Here is a 16,149-nt window from a genome sequence, read left to right as displayed (position 1 = left end):
CGTCGGGAAAACCCCCGCTCGTCCAGTTCTAGGTGAGGCGCGGCGTGCCGTCAACGCTCATGTCAGGACATCCGGACCTAGGTTTCTGCCCAGGTCGTGTACGGCCTCGGCGATGCGGTGGGCGGGAAGCCGGGCGAACCCGATCACGACGGCGGGCGGGCCGGGGACGTGCCGCGTCGGGGCGACGGGCTCGGCCGTGAGCCCGGCCGCGCACGCGATGTCGGCGATCTTCCGCTCGTCCCAGCCTTCGGGCAGCTCCGCGTACAGGTGCAGCCCCGCCGCGACGCCGGGGACGCGGACCTGCGGGAGGTGCTCGGCGAGCGCCCGGACCAGCGCGTCGCGCCGCGTCCGGTACTCGCGCCGCATCCGCCGCAGGTGCCGGTCGTACGCGCCGGTGGCGACGAAGTGGGCCAGCGCGTACTGGTCGATCACCGGCGAGCCGAGGTCCTGGGCCTCGCGGGCGTTCCGTACGGCCTCGGCGATCGGGGCCGGGGCGACGAGCCAGCCGAGCCGCAGTCCCGGGGCGAGCGACTTGCTGACGCTGCCGGCGAGCACGACGCGGTCGGGGGCGAGTCCCTGCAGGCAGCCGACCGGGTCGCGGTCGAAGCGGAACTCGGCGTCGTAGTCGTCCTCCAGCACGGTCGCGCCCGTCTCGGCCGCCCACGCGGCGATCTCCGCGCGGCGGCGCGGCGACAGCACCACGCCCGTCGGATAGTTGTGGGCGGGCGTGAGCAGCACCGCCTCGGCCCCGCTGCGGCGCAGCGCCCCGGCGTCCATCCCCTCCTCGTCCACCGGCACCGGGACCAGCTCCGCGCCCGCCGACCTGAGCAGCGGAAGCGGGCGAGGCGTCGTCGGGTCCTCCACGGCGAGCCGCACCCGCCCCTCCCCCGCCAGCGCCCGCACGGTGAGGCTGAGCGCCTGCGCCACGCCGCTCACGATCACCAGGTTCGTCGCCGACGCGTCCGCCGCCCGCACCCGCCGCAGGTAGGCCGCGAGCTCCTCCCGCAGTTCGGGCGCCCCGCCCGGGTCGCCGTAGTCCAAGGCGTCGTGCGGCACCGTGGTCAGCACGTGCCGCAACGCCGCCAGCCAGCGCTGCCGGGGGAACATCGACAGGTCCGGCGACGTCGGCCGATAGCCGTAGTACGTGGTCGCACGGCCCTCCGCGCCCGAATGGCCGCCATCCAATCCGCTCGCGTCCGCGCCGTCGTCGTCCTCGCCGCCACGGGCACCCGCAACCGTCTCCGCCACCCGCGTGCCCGCGCCGACCCGCGACACCAGGAAGCCTTCGGCGACGAGCTGTTCGTACGCCTCGACGATCACCCCTCTGGACAGGCGAAGGTCGCGTGCGAGCTCACGCGTGGCGGGAAGCTGCTCGCCGGGCCGCAGCCGGCCGGACCGGATGGAGTCGCGCAGAGCCCGGGACACCTGCGCCGCGAGGCCGCCCTTGGCTCGGTCGATGGGGAGATGGAGATCGACCATTGGTCCTCGATTTCGCCGCTTGAATGGACCAAAGATAAGGGCCATTCCGTTCCTAGCATCTCCCGCATGAACGTAGACCAGGAAATCCGGACGACCCCGGACATCCAGGAAGAGCGGGGCCGCGGATGGCTCGTGGGCGGGGTGGTGTACGCCGCGGCGGCCATGTTCCTGGTGGGGACGCTCGCGAGCGTGTCCGCGCTGATCACGGACTATCCGGTATACGGCGGGCAGGCGGTGCGGTACGCCGTGGCGGCGGCGATTCTGCTCATCGTGGCACGAAGGCTCGGCCCTGCACGAGAACCCGACCCCACACGGGAGCACGGCCCCACACGGGAGCACGGCCCAGCACGGGAGCCCGGCCCAGCACCAGAGCCCGGCCCGGCGCAGGGACCCGAATCAGCGTGGGGACGACCGGCGGCGCCGAATCGGCGCATGGCACGTGGGCGGCTGACGGCACACCTTCGACGGCTCAGAGCACGTGGTCGGCTCGCGGCAGGTGAACGGCACACGAGGGCCGAGCGGCTGACGGCGCGGGAGCTGGCGCTGCTGGGCGCGCTGGCGACGACCGGGCTGGTGATCTTCAACGTGGCGATGATCGAGTCGGCGCGGGCGGCCGGGCCGACGCTGGCCGGCACCGTGCTCGGCACGGTCCCGCTCATCCTCGCGCTGACGGGCGGCGGCAGGCCGTCGCCGCGCCTGGTCACCGCGGCGGCCGTCGTGGTGGCCGGGACCACGCTCGCCACCGGCCTCGGCAGCGGCAACGCGGCCGGGCTCGCGTGGGCGCTGGTCGCGCTCGCCTGCGAGGTGTGCTTCTCCCTGCTGGCCCTCCCGCTGCTGCCCAAACTCGGCGCGGTCCGGGTGTCGGCCTACTCCTGCGCGCTGGCCGTGCCGATGCTGGTCGTCATCGGCCTGGCCGTGGACGGCGACGGGTTCCTGCGGATGCCGACGGCCGCCGAGGCGCTGGGCCTGACCTACCTGTCCCTGGTGATCACCACGATCGCGTTCCTGCTCTGGTACACCGGCCTGCCCCGGCTCGGCCCCCAGCGGGCGGGCCTGTTCGCCGGGCTGATCCCGGTCGGCGCGCTCGTCACCACGGCCGTGCTGGGCCTGGGCGTCCCCGGCCCCGCGGATCTCGCCGGGGCCGGGCTCGTGATCCTGGGCATCGTGATAGGCCTGAACGGCGGAGTCGTACCCTCTAGGAAAACCTAGGAGGATCGATGCCCGAGTTCGACTACACCGACCTGCTTCCGCTGGGACCCGATGAGACGGAATACCGTTTGATCACCGCGGAGGGGGTGCGGAAAGTCGAGGCGGCGGGCCGTACGTTCCTGGAGGTCGAGCCCGAGGCGCTGCGGTTGCTGACCGAGACGGCGATCCACGACATCTCCCACTTCCTGCGCGCGAGCCACCTCGCCCAGCTCCGCAAGATCATCGACGACCCCGAGTCGAGCGGCAACGACCGATTCGTCGCGCTCGACCTGCTGAAGAACGCCTCGATCTCGGCGAGCGGCGTGCTCCCGATGTGCCAGGACACCGGCACCGCGATCGTCATGGGCAAGCGCGGGCGGCACGTGCTCACCGACGGCCGCGACGGCGAGCACATCTCCCGGGGCGTGTACGACGCCTACACGCGCCTCAACCTGCGCTACTCCCAGATGGCCCCCTTGACCATGTGGGAGGAGAAGAACACCGGCAACAACCTGCCCGCCCAGATCGAGCTGTACGCCGAGGACCCGGACGGCCACGCCGACGCCTACAAGCTGCTGTTCATGGCGAAGGGCGGCGGGTCGGCGAACAAGTCGTTCCTGTACCAGGAGACCAAGGCGGTGCTCAACGAGAAGCGCATGCTGGCCTTCCTGGAGGAGAAGATCCGCTCGCTGGGCACCGCGGCCTGTCCGCCGTACCATCTGGCGATCGTGGTGGGCGGCACGAGCGCCGAGTTCGCGCTGAAGACGGCCAAGTACGCCTCGGCGCGCTACCTGGACGCGCTGCCCACGGCAGGGTCGCCGAACGGGCACGGGTTCCGCGACCTGGAGCTGGAGGCGAAGGTCTTCGAGCTGACGCAGAGGCTCGGCATCGGCGCGCAGTTCGGCGGCAAGTACTTCTGCCACGACGTGCGGGTGATCCGGCTCCCCCGGCACGGCGCGTCCTGCCCGGTCGCGATCGCCGTGTCGTGCAGCGCCGACCGGCAGGCCCTCGCCAAGATCACCGCTGAGGGCGTGTTCCTTGAGCAACTGGAGATGGACCCCGCGCGCTTCCTCCCCGACACCACCGAGGAACACCTCTCGGACGACGTCGTCAAGATCGACCTCAACCTCCCGATGAGCGAGATCCTCGCCGAGCTCACGAAATATCCGGTCAAGACCCGCCTCTCCCTCACCGGCCCCCTCGTCGTCGCCCGCGACATCGCCCACGCCAAGATCGCCGAGCGCCTCGACGCGGGCGAGGAGATGCCGCAGTACCTGCGCGACCACGCCGTCTACTACGCCGGCCCCGCCAAGACCCCCGAGGGCTACGCCAGCGGCTCCTTCGGCCCCACCACCGCCGGCCGCATGGACTCCTACGTCGAGCGCTTCCAGGCCGCGGGCGGCTCGTTCGTCATGCTCGCCAAGGGCAACCGCTCCCGCCAGGTCACCGAGGCCTGCCAGAAGTACGGCGGCTTCTACCTCGGCTCCATCGGCGGCCCCGCCGCCCGCCTCGCCCAGGACTGCATCAAAAAGGTCGAGGTGCTGGAGTATCCCGAGCTCGGCATGGAGGCCGTCTGGAAGATCGAGGTCGAGGACTTCCCCGCCTTCATCGTCGTAGACGACAAGGGCAACGACTTCTTCGAAGACACCACCGGCCCCGTCCTCACCATCGGCCGGCGCGTGTAGCCGACTCCCGGCCCGCCCCCCGCGCGCCGCCCGCCGTTTCGGCGGGAGCCGCCGCGCGGGGGTGCCGGAGACGTCCGGGAAGCCCTGAAGACGCCCCTGCAGACGCCCTGCAGACGCCCTGGACACCCTGGAAACGCCGCATCGTCTACGGCGTAGGGCCTGCGAACATTGGACGTCTCGGCCGCAGTCGGTAAGGTGGGGATCGCTTTCGAGGGCGGTGAGGCCCGAGGTTCAGGCCGGGGTGAGACTTGTCGTGACGTATCAGGCTGAACTATTGGGACAGCGGGCCCCATGACTGACGACAGTCAGAGGTTTGACAGAAGATCCCAACAAAGATTCGGCCCGGTCCCTACAGGCCGCAAGGAACAAATCGGTAAGCTGCCACCCATGCGTGCGCCCTCCGGATACCAGCTTGCCGCGCGCTATCGTCTTTTGGCGCAGGTCGGGCGTGGCGGCATGGGCACCGTGTGGCGGGCGTACGACGAGCTTCTGGGCCGCGAGGTCGCGGTCAAGGAGGTACGGCTCCCGCTCGTCCTCGACGAGGAGCTGCGGGCCGAGCTGTGCGCCCGCACCGAGCGCGAGGGCCGGGCGACGGCGATGGTGGCCCATCCTTCGGTCATCACGGTCTACGACGTGGTCACCGAGGACGACCGGCCGTGGATCGTCATGGAGCTGCTGCGGGCCCGGTCCCTGGAGGAGGTCATCCGGCAGGACGGCCCGCTGCCGCCGCGCCGGGTGGCCGAGATCGGCCGTCACGTGTTGGGCGCGCTGCGCGCCGTGCACGCCAAGGGCATCCTGCACCGGGACGTCAAGCCGAGCAACGTGCTGGTCACCGAGGACCGGGTGGTGCTGACCGACTTCGGCCTCGCCGCGCTGGAAGGCGACGCCTCGATCACGCAGGCGGGCATCGTGCTCGGCTCGGCCGGGTACATCGCGCCCGAGCGGGTGCTGGGCGACAAGGCCTCGCCCGCCGGGGACCTGTGGTCGCTCGGGGCCACCCTCTACACGGCGGTGGAGGGGCGCGGCCTGCACGGGCGGCGTACGGCGGCCGCGGCCCTGGCCGCGCTGACCAGCGGCGAGCCGATCCCGATGCCGAAGGCGGGGCCGCTGGCCCCGGTGCTGAACGGCCTGCTGCAGATCGACCCACGCCAGCGGCTCGACGGCGTGCGGGCGGCGCTCATGCTCGCCCGGGTGGCGGCGGGCGGCTCGGCCGAGGAGCCGCTGGGCGGCCCGGCGCACCGTTCCCTGCGGTTGCCGCAGGCCGCGACGCCGAGCCAGCGCAGGCCGCAGCATCGCGGGCAGCATCGCGCGAACCCGCTGCGCCTGCCGTACGGGCCGACGCAGGAACCCGGGCCGTCGGTCGATCAACCACCGGGCGGGCGCGTCTGGCCGCGGCGCGGTCCCGAGGGCGCCGGCAAGCGGCAGACCGAGGGCGTGCACCGCCGCCCGACCGAAGCACCCCCACATAGCCCAAGTCATCCGCTAGTGCGGCAATTGTCTACTTTTGTCCGGTCCATCCTCCCCCGGAGGTTCTGGCCGCCCAACTTCCGCAAGTAACCGGAAAGCCAGACTCAAGGTTCGGCCGATATCGTCTTCCTCATGCCGGAAGAGCACACGCGGCTGCTCGCAGACCGCTACGAGCTGACGGCCCCCGTTGGCCGGGGGACCATGGGTACCGTCTGGCGTGCCTGGGACCGTTCGCTCGGACGCGAGGTAGCGGTCAAACAGATCCGCCAAGAGCCGGGCCTGACCCCCGAGCAGCAGACCGAGCTGCGCGAACGCATGATCCGTGAGGGGCGCATCGCCGCACGGTTCAACCACCCCTCCGTCGCCACGGTGCACGACGCCATCGTGGTCGACGACAGCCCGTGGATCATCATGGAGCTGGTGGAGGGCCGTTCCCTGGAGCAGGTCATCGACGAGGAGGGCCCGCTGCCGCCCCGGCTCGTGGCCGAGATCGGCGTCGACCTGCTCAGCGCCCTGCGCGCCGCCCACGGGCAGGGCATCCTGCACCGCGACGTGAAGCCGAGCAACGTGCTGCTCACCGAGACCGGGCGCGTGGTGCTCACCGACTTCGGCATCGCCAAGGGCGTGGGCGACAGCAACCTCACCAAGACCGGCATGGTGATCGGCTCCCCCGGCTACACCGCGCCCGAGCGTGCGCGCGGCGACTACGCCGGCCCGGAGTCCGACCTGTGGTCGCTCGGCGCCACCCTGTACTTCGCCGTCGAGGGACGGCCCGCGTACGAGCGCGGCTCCGTCGCCGCGACCCTCGCCGCGCTGATGACCGAGACCGCCGACCCGCCCACGCAGGCGGGCCCGCTGCGCCCCATCCTCGACGGCCTGCTGGAGAAGGACCACACGCTGCGCCTCACCTCCGACCAGGCCGACGCCATGCTCCGCGCCGTCGCCGCCGGCCGAGCGCCCGACCTGTCCGGTACGGCCCGGCCGGTGCACTTCGGCGACCAGTCGGACGGGCCGCGGGCGGATGAAACGTTCAGGATGCGGCGAGGCGACACGGACACCGGCCCGAAGATGGTCGGAGCCGCGGCGGCCCTGGGGGGCGTGCTCGGCCGTCCCCAGGTACGCGACGACCGCCCCGGCGCACCAGGCGACAGACCCGGCGGCCAGGCCGATCAACCCTACGGCCAGACCGGGTACGACCGGTCCGATGACCCGTACGGCCGCCCGGGCGGCCAGGGCCAGGCCCGTGGCCACGGTCAGGCGAGCGGGCCGTACGACCAGCCCGGCGGGCCGTACGACCAGCCCGGCGGGCCGTACGACCAGCCCGGCGGGCCGTACGACCAGCCCGGCGGGCCGTACGAGCGGCGCGGCGCGCAGAGCGGACGGCCCAGCGTCTCTCCCGCGGGCTCTGCGGCGGGCGCCGGTCGCGGACCGGCCGCCGAGGCGGAGATCGACGGCGACCAGACCATGTTCGTCGCCCGGCCCCCGCAGTACGCGCAGCCGCCCGCCGGTTCCGTGCCGCCCGGCAACGTCTTCGGCGGCGATCCCCGGGGCCCGTCCTCGGGTCCCACGGGCCGCCCCCGACCCGCCGACGGCGCTTCCGGCCCCGCACGCCAGGGACATTTCGCCGCATCTCAGTCTGACGGCCCCTATCCGCCCAGGGCGGACTTCGGCTCCCCCGCCTCCGGTGCCGGACAGCCGGGAAACGCCTACCCCGAATCCTCCCGGTTCGCCCCCGGCGGACCCGGACAGGGCGCCTTCGGCCCCGGCCCGGCCGGAGCGGACCGTCCGCAGCCCGGTCACCCCTGGCAGGACCAGCCACGGCCAGGCCAGGCGGGACCGGATCCGTTCGGCCCACCGCCCGGTCAGGGTGCCCCCGGAGAGGGCTGGTTCGGCAAGCCTTCCGGCCAGGGGCAGTCCGGGCCGGGCCAGTACGGCGCATCGCAGCCGGGCCGAGAGCAGCCGGGGCAAGGCCGGTACGGCATGCCCCAGCCAGGCCACGACCAGCCGGGGCAGGGCCGATTCGGCGCGCAACAGCAGGACTGGCCTGCTCCGGCGTCCGCGTTCGGGCCGGGCCCGGCAGGACAGGACCGCCCAGGGCAAGCCCCCTACGGTCCCGCGTTCCCCGGCCAGGACGAGCCCGGAATGCCGGGCTCCGCCCAGTCCGGCCGCCCCGGCCACGTCCGAGGCGCGGCCCCGTACGGCATGGGCGGCTCCAGCGGCCCCACCCGCCGCCCGGACGCCGGGCAGCCCGGACACCCGCACCTCGGGCGCGGCCCGCACGACCATGCGGAGTCGCTGTTCGACCGGCCCGCGCACGAGCCGCCGCAGGGCGCTTCGGCACGGCAGGAACGGTCGGCGTCCGGACTCGACGAGGCCACGATCGACCACCGACGCGGCGGGTTCCCCGGCGTGGCCGTACCGGGTGCGGCCGGTCCAGGAGTGGGCGGTCCAGGAGCGGCTGGTCCCGGAGTAGGCGGTCCGGGAGCGGCTGGTCCGGGCATCGGCGGCGGAGGTGCCGGGCGGCCGGGCATGGCGGCCCCGGGCCAGGCAGGCCCCGGCGCGGGTCAGGGCATGCCCTACCCCGAAGCGTCCTCCCCGCAGGCCGCCCCCTTCGGCTGGCAGGGCACCGGTCCGGGCGGCCCAGGCGGCCCGGACACCGACCCGCCCGGCCTGGGCACGGAGATCTTCGAGCTCTCCGGCGTCGGCGACAAGCCGAAGCGCCCCGCCCGGGTGGAGAGCCGGACGGGCATGTTCCTCCTGATGGGCATCGCCCTCGCCGGCCTGGCGGTGATCGTGATCCTGGTCGCGTCCGCCCTGTCGAGCAGCGGAGACGCCAAGCCCACCGGATCCTCGGCGTCCATCGGAAAGGGCCAGGTCGCCGCGCCCCCCACCGCCGGTTCCTCGGCCAAGGCGGTCGCCCCGACCTCCTCGCCCACCGGCACGATCGTCCAGGCGTCCGGCTCCCCCGAAACCGGCGACCCGTCCGACCGCCCGACCGCCGACGGCCTGCGCAAGCACACCGGGCCCGGCTTCACCATCGACGTCCCCACCGGCATGAAGGCGAGCGTCCACGGCGGCAAGCTGTCGTTCAGCGCCGGCGACCCGAGCCGTCAGATCACCGTGGAAACCCTGGCGAAGCCGCGGCCCGACGTCCTGCGAGCCGCGCAGGCGGCGGAGGACGCCGCCATCGCGAAGGGCTCCTATCCCGACTACCGGCTCGTCAAGCTCGGCCTCGTCACGCCCCCGCCCTACCCCGGCACCGACGTCGCCGACTGGGAGTTCACCCACACCGCGGACGGCCAGGTCCTCCACATCCTGACCCGCTGGGTGACCGTTCCCGCCGGCAAGTCCTACGTCATCCACTGGTCCGCCCCGCACGCCTCCTGGAACGACGACGCCCCCGGGCGGGCCATGGTCCTGGACTCCTTCTCCCCCGCCCGCGCCGACTCCCCCGGCGGCTCCTAACCCTTTCCTGACCCTTCGCCCCGCTCACCCGGTGATGCCAGGCAGGAGGTCGCGAAAGCGCGATTTTCGGCCAGGGCGACACTGGAAATATGAGCGAATTTCGGATCGAACGGGACTCTATGGGCGAGGTGCGGGTTCCCGCCACGGCGAAGTGGCGGGCGCAGACGCAGCGGGCCGTGGAGAACTTTCCGGTGTCGGGGCGCGGGCTGGAAGGGGCGCACATCGCGGCGCTGGGCCTGATCAAGGCGGCGTGCGCGTGCGTGAACGCCCGATACGGCCTGGTGGACGAGGAGATGGCCGAGGCGATCGCGACCGCCGCCGAGGAGGTCGCGGAGAGACGGTGGGACGACCAGTTCCCGGTGGACGTCTTCCAGACGGGCTCGGGGACCTCCTCGAACATGAACGCCAACGAGGTGATCTCGACGCTCGCGGCCGAGCGCCTCGGGCGTCCGGTGCATCCCAACGACCACGTGAACGCGGCCCAGTCGTCCAACGACGTGTTCCCGTCGTCCATCCACCTGGCCGCCGCGCTTGGCGTCTCGCGGGAGCTGCTGCCCGCGTTGGAACGGCTGCGCGGCGCGCTCGCCGCCAAGGGCGAGGAGTTCGCCGAGGTCGTCAAGTCGGGCCGTACGCACCTGATGGACGCCACCCCGGTCACCCTCGGCCAGGAGTTCACCGGGTACGCGGCGCAGGTCGAGCGGGGCGCGGAGCGGCTCGCCGCGACGCTGCCGAGGGTCGCCGAGCTGCCGCTGGGCGGCACCGCGGTCGGCACCGGCATCAACACGCCGAGCCCGTCCTGGGCGAGCGAGGTGATCGCGATTCTGGCGCGGGAGACCGGACTGCCGTTCACCGAGGCCCGCGACCACTTCGAGGCGCAGGGCGCGCGCGACGCGCTGGTGGAGCTGTCCGGCCAGCTCAGGGTCGTCGCGGTGGCCCTGCACAAGATCGCCAACGATCTGCGCTGGATGGGCTCGGGCCCGCGCGCCGGGCTCGGCGAGATCAACCTGCCGGACCTGCAGCCCGGCTCCTCGATCATGCCGGGCAAGGTCAACCCGGTGATCCCCGAGGCGGTCGCCATGGTCGCCGCCCAGGTCATCGGCAACGACGCGGCGGTGGCCTTCGGCGGCGCGCAGGGCGCGTTCGAGCTGAACGTGATGATGCCGATGATGGCGCGCAACGTGCTGGAGTCGATCCGCCTGCTGGCGAACGTGTCCCGCCTGCTGGCCGACCGGTGCGTCGCGGGCATCACGGCGAACGTCGAGCGCCTGCGCGAGTACGCCGAGTCGTCCCCCTCGATCGTCACCCCGCTCAACCGGCATCTCGGCTACGAGGAGGCGGCGAGCATCGCCAAGCAGGCACTCGCCGAACGCAAGACCCTCCGCCAGGTCGTCCTGGAACGCGGCCACGTGGACGCCGGAGCCCTCACCGAGGAGGAACTCGACGCCGCCCTCGACGTCCTGTCCATGACCCGTCCGAGGAACGCCCCCAGAGCCCCCAAAACCCCCAAGGCCCCCAAGGCGGAGTGAGGGCGGCCGGTCTACGGGACGTACCGGTCCCGCAGCATCCTGCCCAGCCGTACGGCGAGCCGCGCCCCGGGGACACGGGCCGCCAGCCTCGACAACCGGGAGGGCGACGCGTCGCCGGGCTCCCCGGGCAGGACCAGCCGCAGCCTCCCCGACCACCGCACCTGCAGGCCGAACCGCAGCTCCACTTCCCGGTCGTCCACCCGCAGGTAGGGCGCCCAGGCGCCGGGGCTGAGCGCCCCCGGCGCGGGCAGCCGCCGCACCGGCAGCTTGGCGACGAGCTGCCCGGCCAGCTTCCCCGGCACCCCGGGTTCGACGAGGGCCGGGGCGCTCACCTTCCGCGCGCGGGCGTCGGTCCCGGCGAGGACGAGCTCCATGGCGGGCCCGCCGCTCGGCGGCACGTACGGCACGGGCAGCGCCACGAACACGTGCCCGTCGCGGCGTGCCATGTTCGCCCCGGCCGAGACCAGCGCGATCGAGTCGGCGAAGGACCGCGGCTCGACGCACAGCCCGAGCTCGCCCCGCTCCGACCAGTAGGGCATCACCAGCCGGCGCGCGTCGTCCGCGAGCCCGCCGACGCAGTTGAGCGGGGACCGGGGCCCGCGGGCGCGGGCGCGCACCAGGTGCGCGCCGGTGTTCAGCCGCAGATGCACCTCCCACAGGCCCGCCCCCAGCGGCCGTCCGAGCGCGGCCGTGCCGACGTCGAGCCGGGCCGTGCCCGTCGCCCGCATGCGGACCCGGTCGCCCTCCCTGGTCTGGGTGACCTCGCCGCTGACCGGCAGCACGTACACGGCCCCGGACTCGGTGTGGCGGATGTAGACGCTCAGGCCGGTGCCCGGCGCGTCCGCCGCGATCTCGGCGAGCCGTGGGCTCAGCACCGGGCCGGTGACGCCCTCCGGCGGCGTCCACAGCACCCGCCCGCCCATCCGCCGGTAGTAGACCGGCGACCCGTCCCCGCGCACGATCTCCCCGGAGAAGTCCAGCAGCAGCTCGTCGCCGTCCCAGCGCAGGCCGCGCAGCTCGGCGCGCAGCCGGGTGCCGCGCCCGCCCTCCGCCAGGGCGAGCAGGTCCGCCAGGCCGCGGGTGCGGACGAGGGCGGCCCTGGCGCGCATCCGCACCGGCAGGTGCACGTCGAGCCGCGCCGGGAACCGCTCCAGGACCAGCTCGCGCAGCTCGGCGAAGAGCGCCCCGCGGTCCTCGGCGGGGATGGCGAGCAGCCGCCGCCCGCCCAGCCGGCGCAGCACGCACACGCGCAGCCAGTGGGCGTAGAGGCGGTCGCGCCGCTCGCCCGGCTCGGTGAAGTCGTCGAGGGTGTCCAGGACGACGCGTACGCCGTCGGCGTAGGCGGCGGGATCGATCGGCCGCTCCGGCGTCCTGCCGACGTGACAGCAGACCCGGTCCGACAGCACGGCGACGACCTTGGCCGACAGGTAGGCGCGTACGACGAAGGCGTGCTCGGAGAGCTCGCCCTCCAGGTCGGGGAAGGACAGCCACTGGCTCTCGGCGAACCTGCGGCGGATCAGCTTGTGCGCGGTGAGCAGGCTGAGCAGGTGGTCCCTGAGCAGGTCGCCGCGTTCCCGGTTGCGGTCGAACACCGCCAGCGGCGGCCGGTCCTCGTACACCAGGCGGCCGATCAGCACGTCCGCGTCGGTCTCGACGGCCATGCGGTGCATGTGCTCGAGCGCGTCGCGTTCCAGCCGGTCCCGCTGGCCGAGCAGGTAGACGTACTCGCCCCTGGCCACCGACAGACCGGCGTTGCGCCCGCGCGCCGGCGCGCCACGATGGTCCAGATGGAGCACGCGCACGTTCGGGCGGGCGGCGGCGACGGCGTCGAGCCGCGCCCGCGTCCCGTCGGTCGAGCCGTCGTCGGCGAAGATCACTTCATACTCGTCGGACGGCAGGGTCTGTTCCAGCAGTGCGCGTACGCACGCGTCGAAGGCGTCGTCCCCGTCCCCGGGGTTGAACACCGGCACCACAACGCTGACCTTCACACCCATGAAGCCCAGCGTGCGATCCTGTCCCGGCAGGGGGGACGCGACTTGCCGAACGGTCAGCCAAGACTGACCAAGACTCTCCCGCTACCAACCCGTGGCGTGACCCGATCCGGCCCGTACCCCGGCGATCGCAGGTAACGGGTCAAACGCCGATCAGTACCAGCCGGTCTGCTGCGAGTGCGCCCAGGCGCCGCACGGGGACTTGTAACGGCCGGCGATGTAGTCCAGGCCCCACTTGATCTGGGTGGCGGCGTTGGTCTGCCAGTCGGCGCCCGCGCTCGCCATCTTGGAGCCGGGCAGCGCCTGCGGGATGCCGTAGGCGCCGCTGTAGCGGTTCGCCGCCCGCTCGTTCCAGCCGCTCTCCTTCATCCAGAGCTTCTCCAGGCAGCCCCACTCGGCGTCCCAGCCGCGGGCGGCGTTCAGCTCCTTGCCGATGGCCTTGTTGCTGCCCGGGTCGGGGTTGGAGCCCGCGGGGAAGGGCTGCGGCTGGAAGCCGGCGCCGCCGGGCGCCTTGTCCTCGGTGTAGATCGGGCTGAGCTTCTTGCGTCCGTCGCGTTCGGCGGCGAGCTGGGCCGCGCGGGCGCGCTGGGCGGCCTGGGCCTTGAGCGCGTCGACCTCGGGGTCGGGGGCGAAGGGGTCCTTGGCCATGCGCATCATCTCTTCGAGCGTGAGCGGGGTGACCGTGGACTGGGAGTTGCGGATGTGGGTGTCCACGACGAAGGCCGTCACGCCGACGACGAAGGCGAGCGAGGCCGCGGTGGCGAGCACGACCTTGGGCCGGATCCGCCGGGTCTTGTTGGTACGCCGGGGCGGACGCCGCCGGCCACGGGAACGGCGGGGGGCTGGGGGTTGGTCGGTTGCCCGTGTCTCCCGGACCTGCTCGCCTATGCTCACGGTCTCCGAGCTTGGTGAACAGGGGGGTGGTCCGCAACCGAAACGGGAGATTTGATTGGGCGGGCGACGAGGGCCTCTCACGCCGCTCTTTACCTAACCCGCTGGTTACAGCGACATTCCCACACCCACCCCTGGGATGTGATTTTCACCACAATAGTGCTCGTATGAGCCGGTCAGCGGGTATGCGTGGCCCGGTCGGCGGCCCCCGCGTCCCCGGCCTGACCGCCTCGCCGTCCCGGCATGTGGCCAAGAAACCGCTTATATCACCCCATAATGTGCGAGTGGCAGGCATTCTCCTCGTCGAAGACGACCCCGCCGTACGCACCGGACTGGAGCTGGCGCTCACCCGCCAGGGCCACACCGTGACCTCGTACGCGACCGGTGAGGAGGCCCTGGACCACATCCGCGCCCGGCGGCCCGAGATCGTCATCCTCGACGTGATGCTGCCCGGCATCGACGGCGTCGAGGTGTGCCGCCGCATCCGCAAGCTCGACATGCTGCCGGTGGTGCTGCTCACCGCCCTCGGCGACGACCTCGACGTGGTCGTCGGCCTGGAGGCCGGCGCCGACGACTACGTGGTCAAGCCGGTCGAGCCGCGGGTGCTCGACGCGCGCATCCGGGCCATCCTGCGCCGCGTGGAGTCGGCCATCTCCGACCGCATCTCCTTCGGCGACCTCGTCGTCGACCGCGGCGCGCTCAAGGTCACCCTCGCCGGACGCGAGATCCACCTCACCCCGACCGAGCTGCGGCTGCTGCTTGAGCTGGTCCGCCACCCCGGCCAAGTGCTCAACCGCCGCTACCTGCTGCGCGCGGTGTGGGACCACACCCACGTGGCCGACTCCCGGCTGGTGGACGCGTGCGTGCAGCGCATCCGCGCCAAGATCGAACCCGTGCCGGCCGAGCCGACCTACATCCACACCGTGCGCGGCTTCGGCTACCGTTTCAGCGCGCCGTGAGCCCGCCATGAGCCCGCCGTGACGCCGCGATGAACCCCGCGAGCCTGTGATGAGCCAGGTGAGCCTCCGCAAACTCCGCCCGACCGGCCTGCGCGGCCGGCTGGTCATCACGTTCACCGTCGTCGCGGTGATGGCGTCCGTGCTCGTCGCCAGCATCGCCTACCAGCTCGTACGCCAAGAGCTGCTACGCCGTACCGAACACGCCGAGGTGACCGGCGTGCGGACCGTGCTGGAGCGCATCACGCTGCCGATCGGCACCACCGACCTGCTGTGGCCGAGCGGCGCCTCGGTCACCGAGGCCGACCTCAACGCGATCGTGGAGTCCCTCGCCGCCCCCGACCGCCAGGTGGTCGTCCGGTACGGCACCAAGGAGCGCGCCACCCGCGACAGCACCTTCCGGGTCTCCCAGATCCCCCTGGACCTGCGCCGCCAGGCCGTCACCCGGCTGGTCCACCAGCGGCAGATCATCGACGGCGTGCCGTACCTGGTGATCGGCACCCAGGTGCAGCGGGAGACGCGCGGCAGGGAGCACCCCACCGACATCGCGGTGTTCGTGTTCGTCTCGCTGCTCGACGAGGAGCGCACGCTGGCGAACCTGCGCACCGCGCTGCTCCAGGCGGGCTCGATCACCCTCGCCATCGCCGCGGGCGTCGCGCTGCTGTCGGCGCGCAGCGTGCTGCTGCCGGTGCGGCGGCTCGGCGCCGCCGCCCGCGACCTCGGCGCGGGCAAGCTCGACACCCGCCTGCCGGTGCACGGCAGCGACGAGCTGGCCGGGCTGACGGCGACCTTCAACGAGACGGCGGCGGCCCTGGAGCAGACGGTGTCGGAGCTGCGCACGCTGGAGTCGATGTCGCGGCGGTTCGTCGCCGACGTCTCGCACGAGCTGCGCACGCCGCTGACCGCGATGACGGCCGTCACCGACATGCTCTCGGAGGAGGCGGAACGGCTGCCGCAGGACACCGGGCAGGCGGTACGCCTGGTCGTGCAGGAGATCGACCGGCTGCGGGTGCTGGTCGAGCACCTGATCGAGACCAGCAGGCTCGACTCGGGCACGGCCGTGCTCAGCACCGATGCCGTGGACGTGGGCGACGCGCTCGCCGAGTGCCTGCGGGCGCGCGGCTGGAGCGACCAGGTCAAGCTCAACGTCCCGTTCGGGCTGGCGTTCTCGCTCGACCCCCGCCGATTCGACGTGATCATGGCGAATCTCGTCGGCAACGCGCTGCGGCACGGCGCGCCCCCGGTGATCATCAACGCGCGGCAGCGTTCCGACGGGCTGGAGGTGACCGTGCGCGACCACGGCGACGGCATCCCCGCCGAGGCCCTGCCGCACGTCTTCGACCGCTTCTACAAGGCCGAGGCGGGCCGCAGCCGCAGCGAGGGCAGCGGCCTCGGCCTCGCCATCGCCAAGGCCAACGCCGAACTGCACCACGGCACGCTCACCGTACGCAACGCCAACCCCGGCGCCCGGTTCACCCTCTGGATCCCCTGGCCGTGATCA

10 protein-coding genes are annotated in these 16,149 nt (G+C 72.9%); 7 read left to right on the top strand and 3 right to left on the bottom strand.

The genetic code is table 11. From position 1 onward, the window contains the following. Positions 1-57: 57 nt before the first annotated feature. Positions 58-1,479 (bottom strand): PLP-dependent aminotransferase family protein, encoded by a 1,422-nt coding sequence (locus AB0K60_RS22315; RefSeq protein WP_364058022.1) that lies wholly within the window; start codon positions 1,477-1,479, stop codon positions 58-60. Positions 1,480-1,545: 66 nt separating this feature from the next. Between AB0K60_RS22315 and AB0K60_RS22310 the strand changes: the two genes are divergently transcribed. From AB0K60_RS22310 to AB0K60_RS22290, 5 genes are all read left to right on the top strand, one after another. Next, a complete protein-coding gene (locus AB0K60_RS22310; RefSeq protein ID WP_364058019.1) occupies positions 1,546-2,688 on the top strand; it encodes a DMT family transporter in 1,143 nt (380 codons plus the stop codon). Positions 2,689-2,696: 8 nt separating this feature from the next. Further along, positions 2,697-4,352: a fumarate hydratase gene (locus AB0K60_RS22305; RefSeq protein ID WP_364058016.1), complete on the top strand. Its 1,656-nt coding sequence runs from the start codon at positions 2,697-2,699 to the stop codon at positions 4,350-4,352. A gap of 387 nt (positions 4,353-4,739) precedes the next feature. Next, complete coding sequence (locus AB0K60_RS22300; RefSeq protein ID WP_364058013.1) at positions 4,740-5,909, top strand: serine/threonine-protein kinase; 1,170 nt, start codon at positions 4,740-4,742, stop codon at positions 5,907-5,909. Between the two features lie 42 nt (positions 5,910-5,951). After that, complete coding sequence (locus tag AB0K60_RS22295; protein WP_364058010.1) at positions 5,952-9,284, top strand: protein kinase; 3,333 nt, start codon at positions 5,952-5,954, stop codon at positions 9,282-9,284. Positions 9,285-9,373: 89 nt separating this feature from the next. After that, on the top strand, positions 9,374-10,810 hold the full coding sequence (locus AB0K60_RS22290) for a class II fumarate hydratase (RefSeq protein ID WP_364058007.1): 1,437 nt from the start codon (positions 9,374-9,376) through the stop codon (positions 10,808-10,810). An 11-nt stretch (positions 10,811-10,821) separates the two neighbouring features. On the opposite strand, the gene AB0K60_RS22285 is transcribed toward AB0K60_RS22290, so the two are convergent. Beyond that, positions 10,822-12,804: a glycosyltransferase family 2 protein gene (locus tag AB0K60_RS22285; protein WP_364058004.1), complete on the bottom strand. Its 1,983-nt coding sequence runs from the start codon at positions 12,802-12,804 to the stop codon at positions 10,822-10,824. A 150-nt stretch (positions 12,805-12,954) separates the two neighbouring features. After that, on the bottom strand, positions 12,955-13,695 hold the full coding sequence (locus AB0K60_RS22280; protein WP_364058001.1) for a lytic transglycosylase domain-containing protein: 741 nt from the start codon (positions 13,693-13,695) through the stop codon (positions 12,955-12,957). 281 nt (positions 13,696-13,976) lie between these two features. On the opposite strand from AB0K60_RS22280, the gene AB0K60_RS22275 reads away from it, so the two are divergent. After that, positions 13,977-14,651 (top strand): response regulator transcription factor, encoded by a 675-nt coding sequence (locus AB0K60_RS22275; protein WP_364057998.1) that lies wholly within the window; start codon positions 13,977-13,979, stop codon positions 14,649-14,651. Between the two features lie 49 nt (positions 14,652-14,700). Next, positions 14,701-16,146, top strand: a complete 1,446-nt coding sequence (locus AB0K60_RS22270) for an ATP-binding protein (protein ID WP_364057995.1) — start codon at positions 14,701-14,703, stop codon at positions 16,144-16,146. The last annotated feature ends 3 nt before the right edge of the window (positions 16,147-16,149 follow it).

The sequence above is a fragment of the Thermopolyspora sp. NPDC052614 genome (assembly GCF_040678635.1).
GTDB lineage: Bacteria > Actinomycetota > Actinomycetes > Streptosporangiales > Streptosporangiaceae > Thermopolyspora.
The sequence above is the reverse complement of the archived record's forward strand: the minus strand, read 5'-3'. Positions and strand labels throughout refer to the sequence as shown.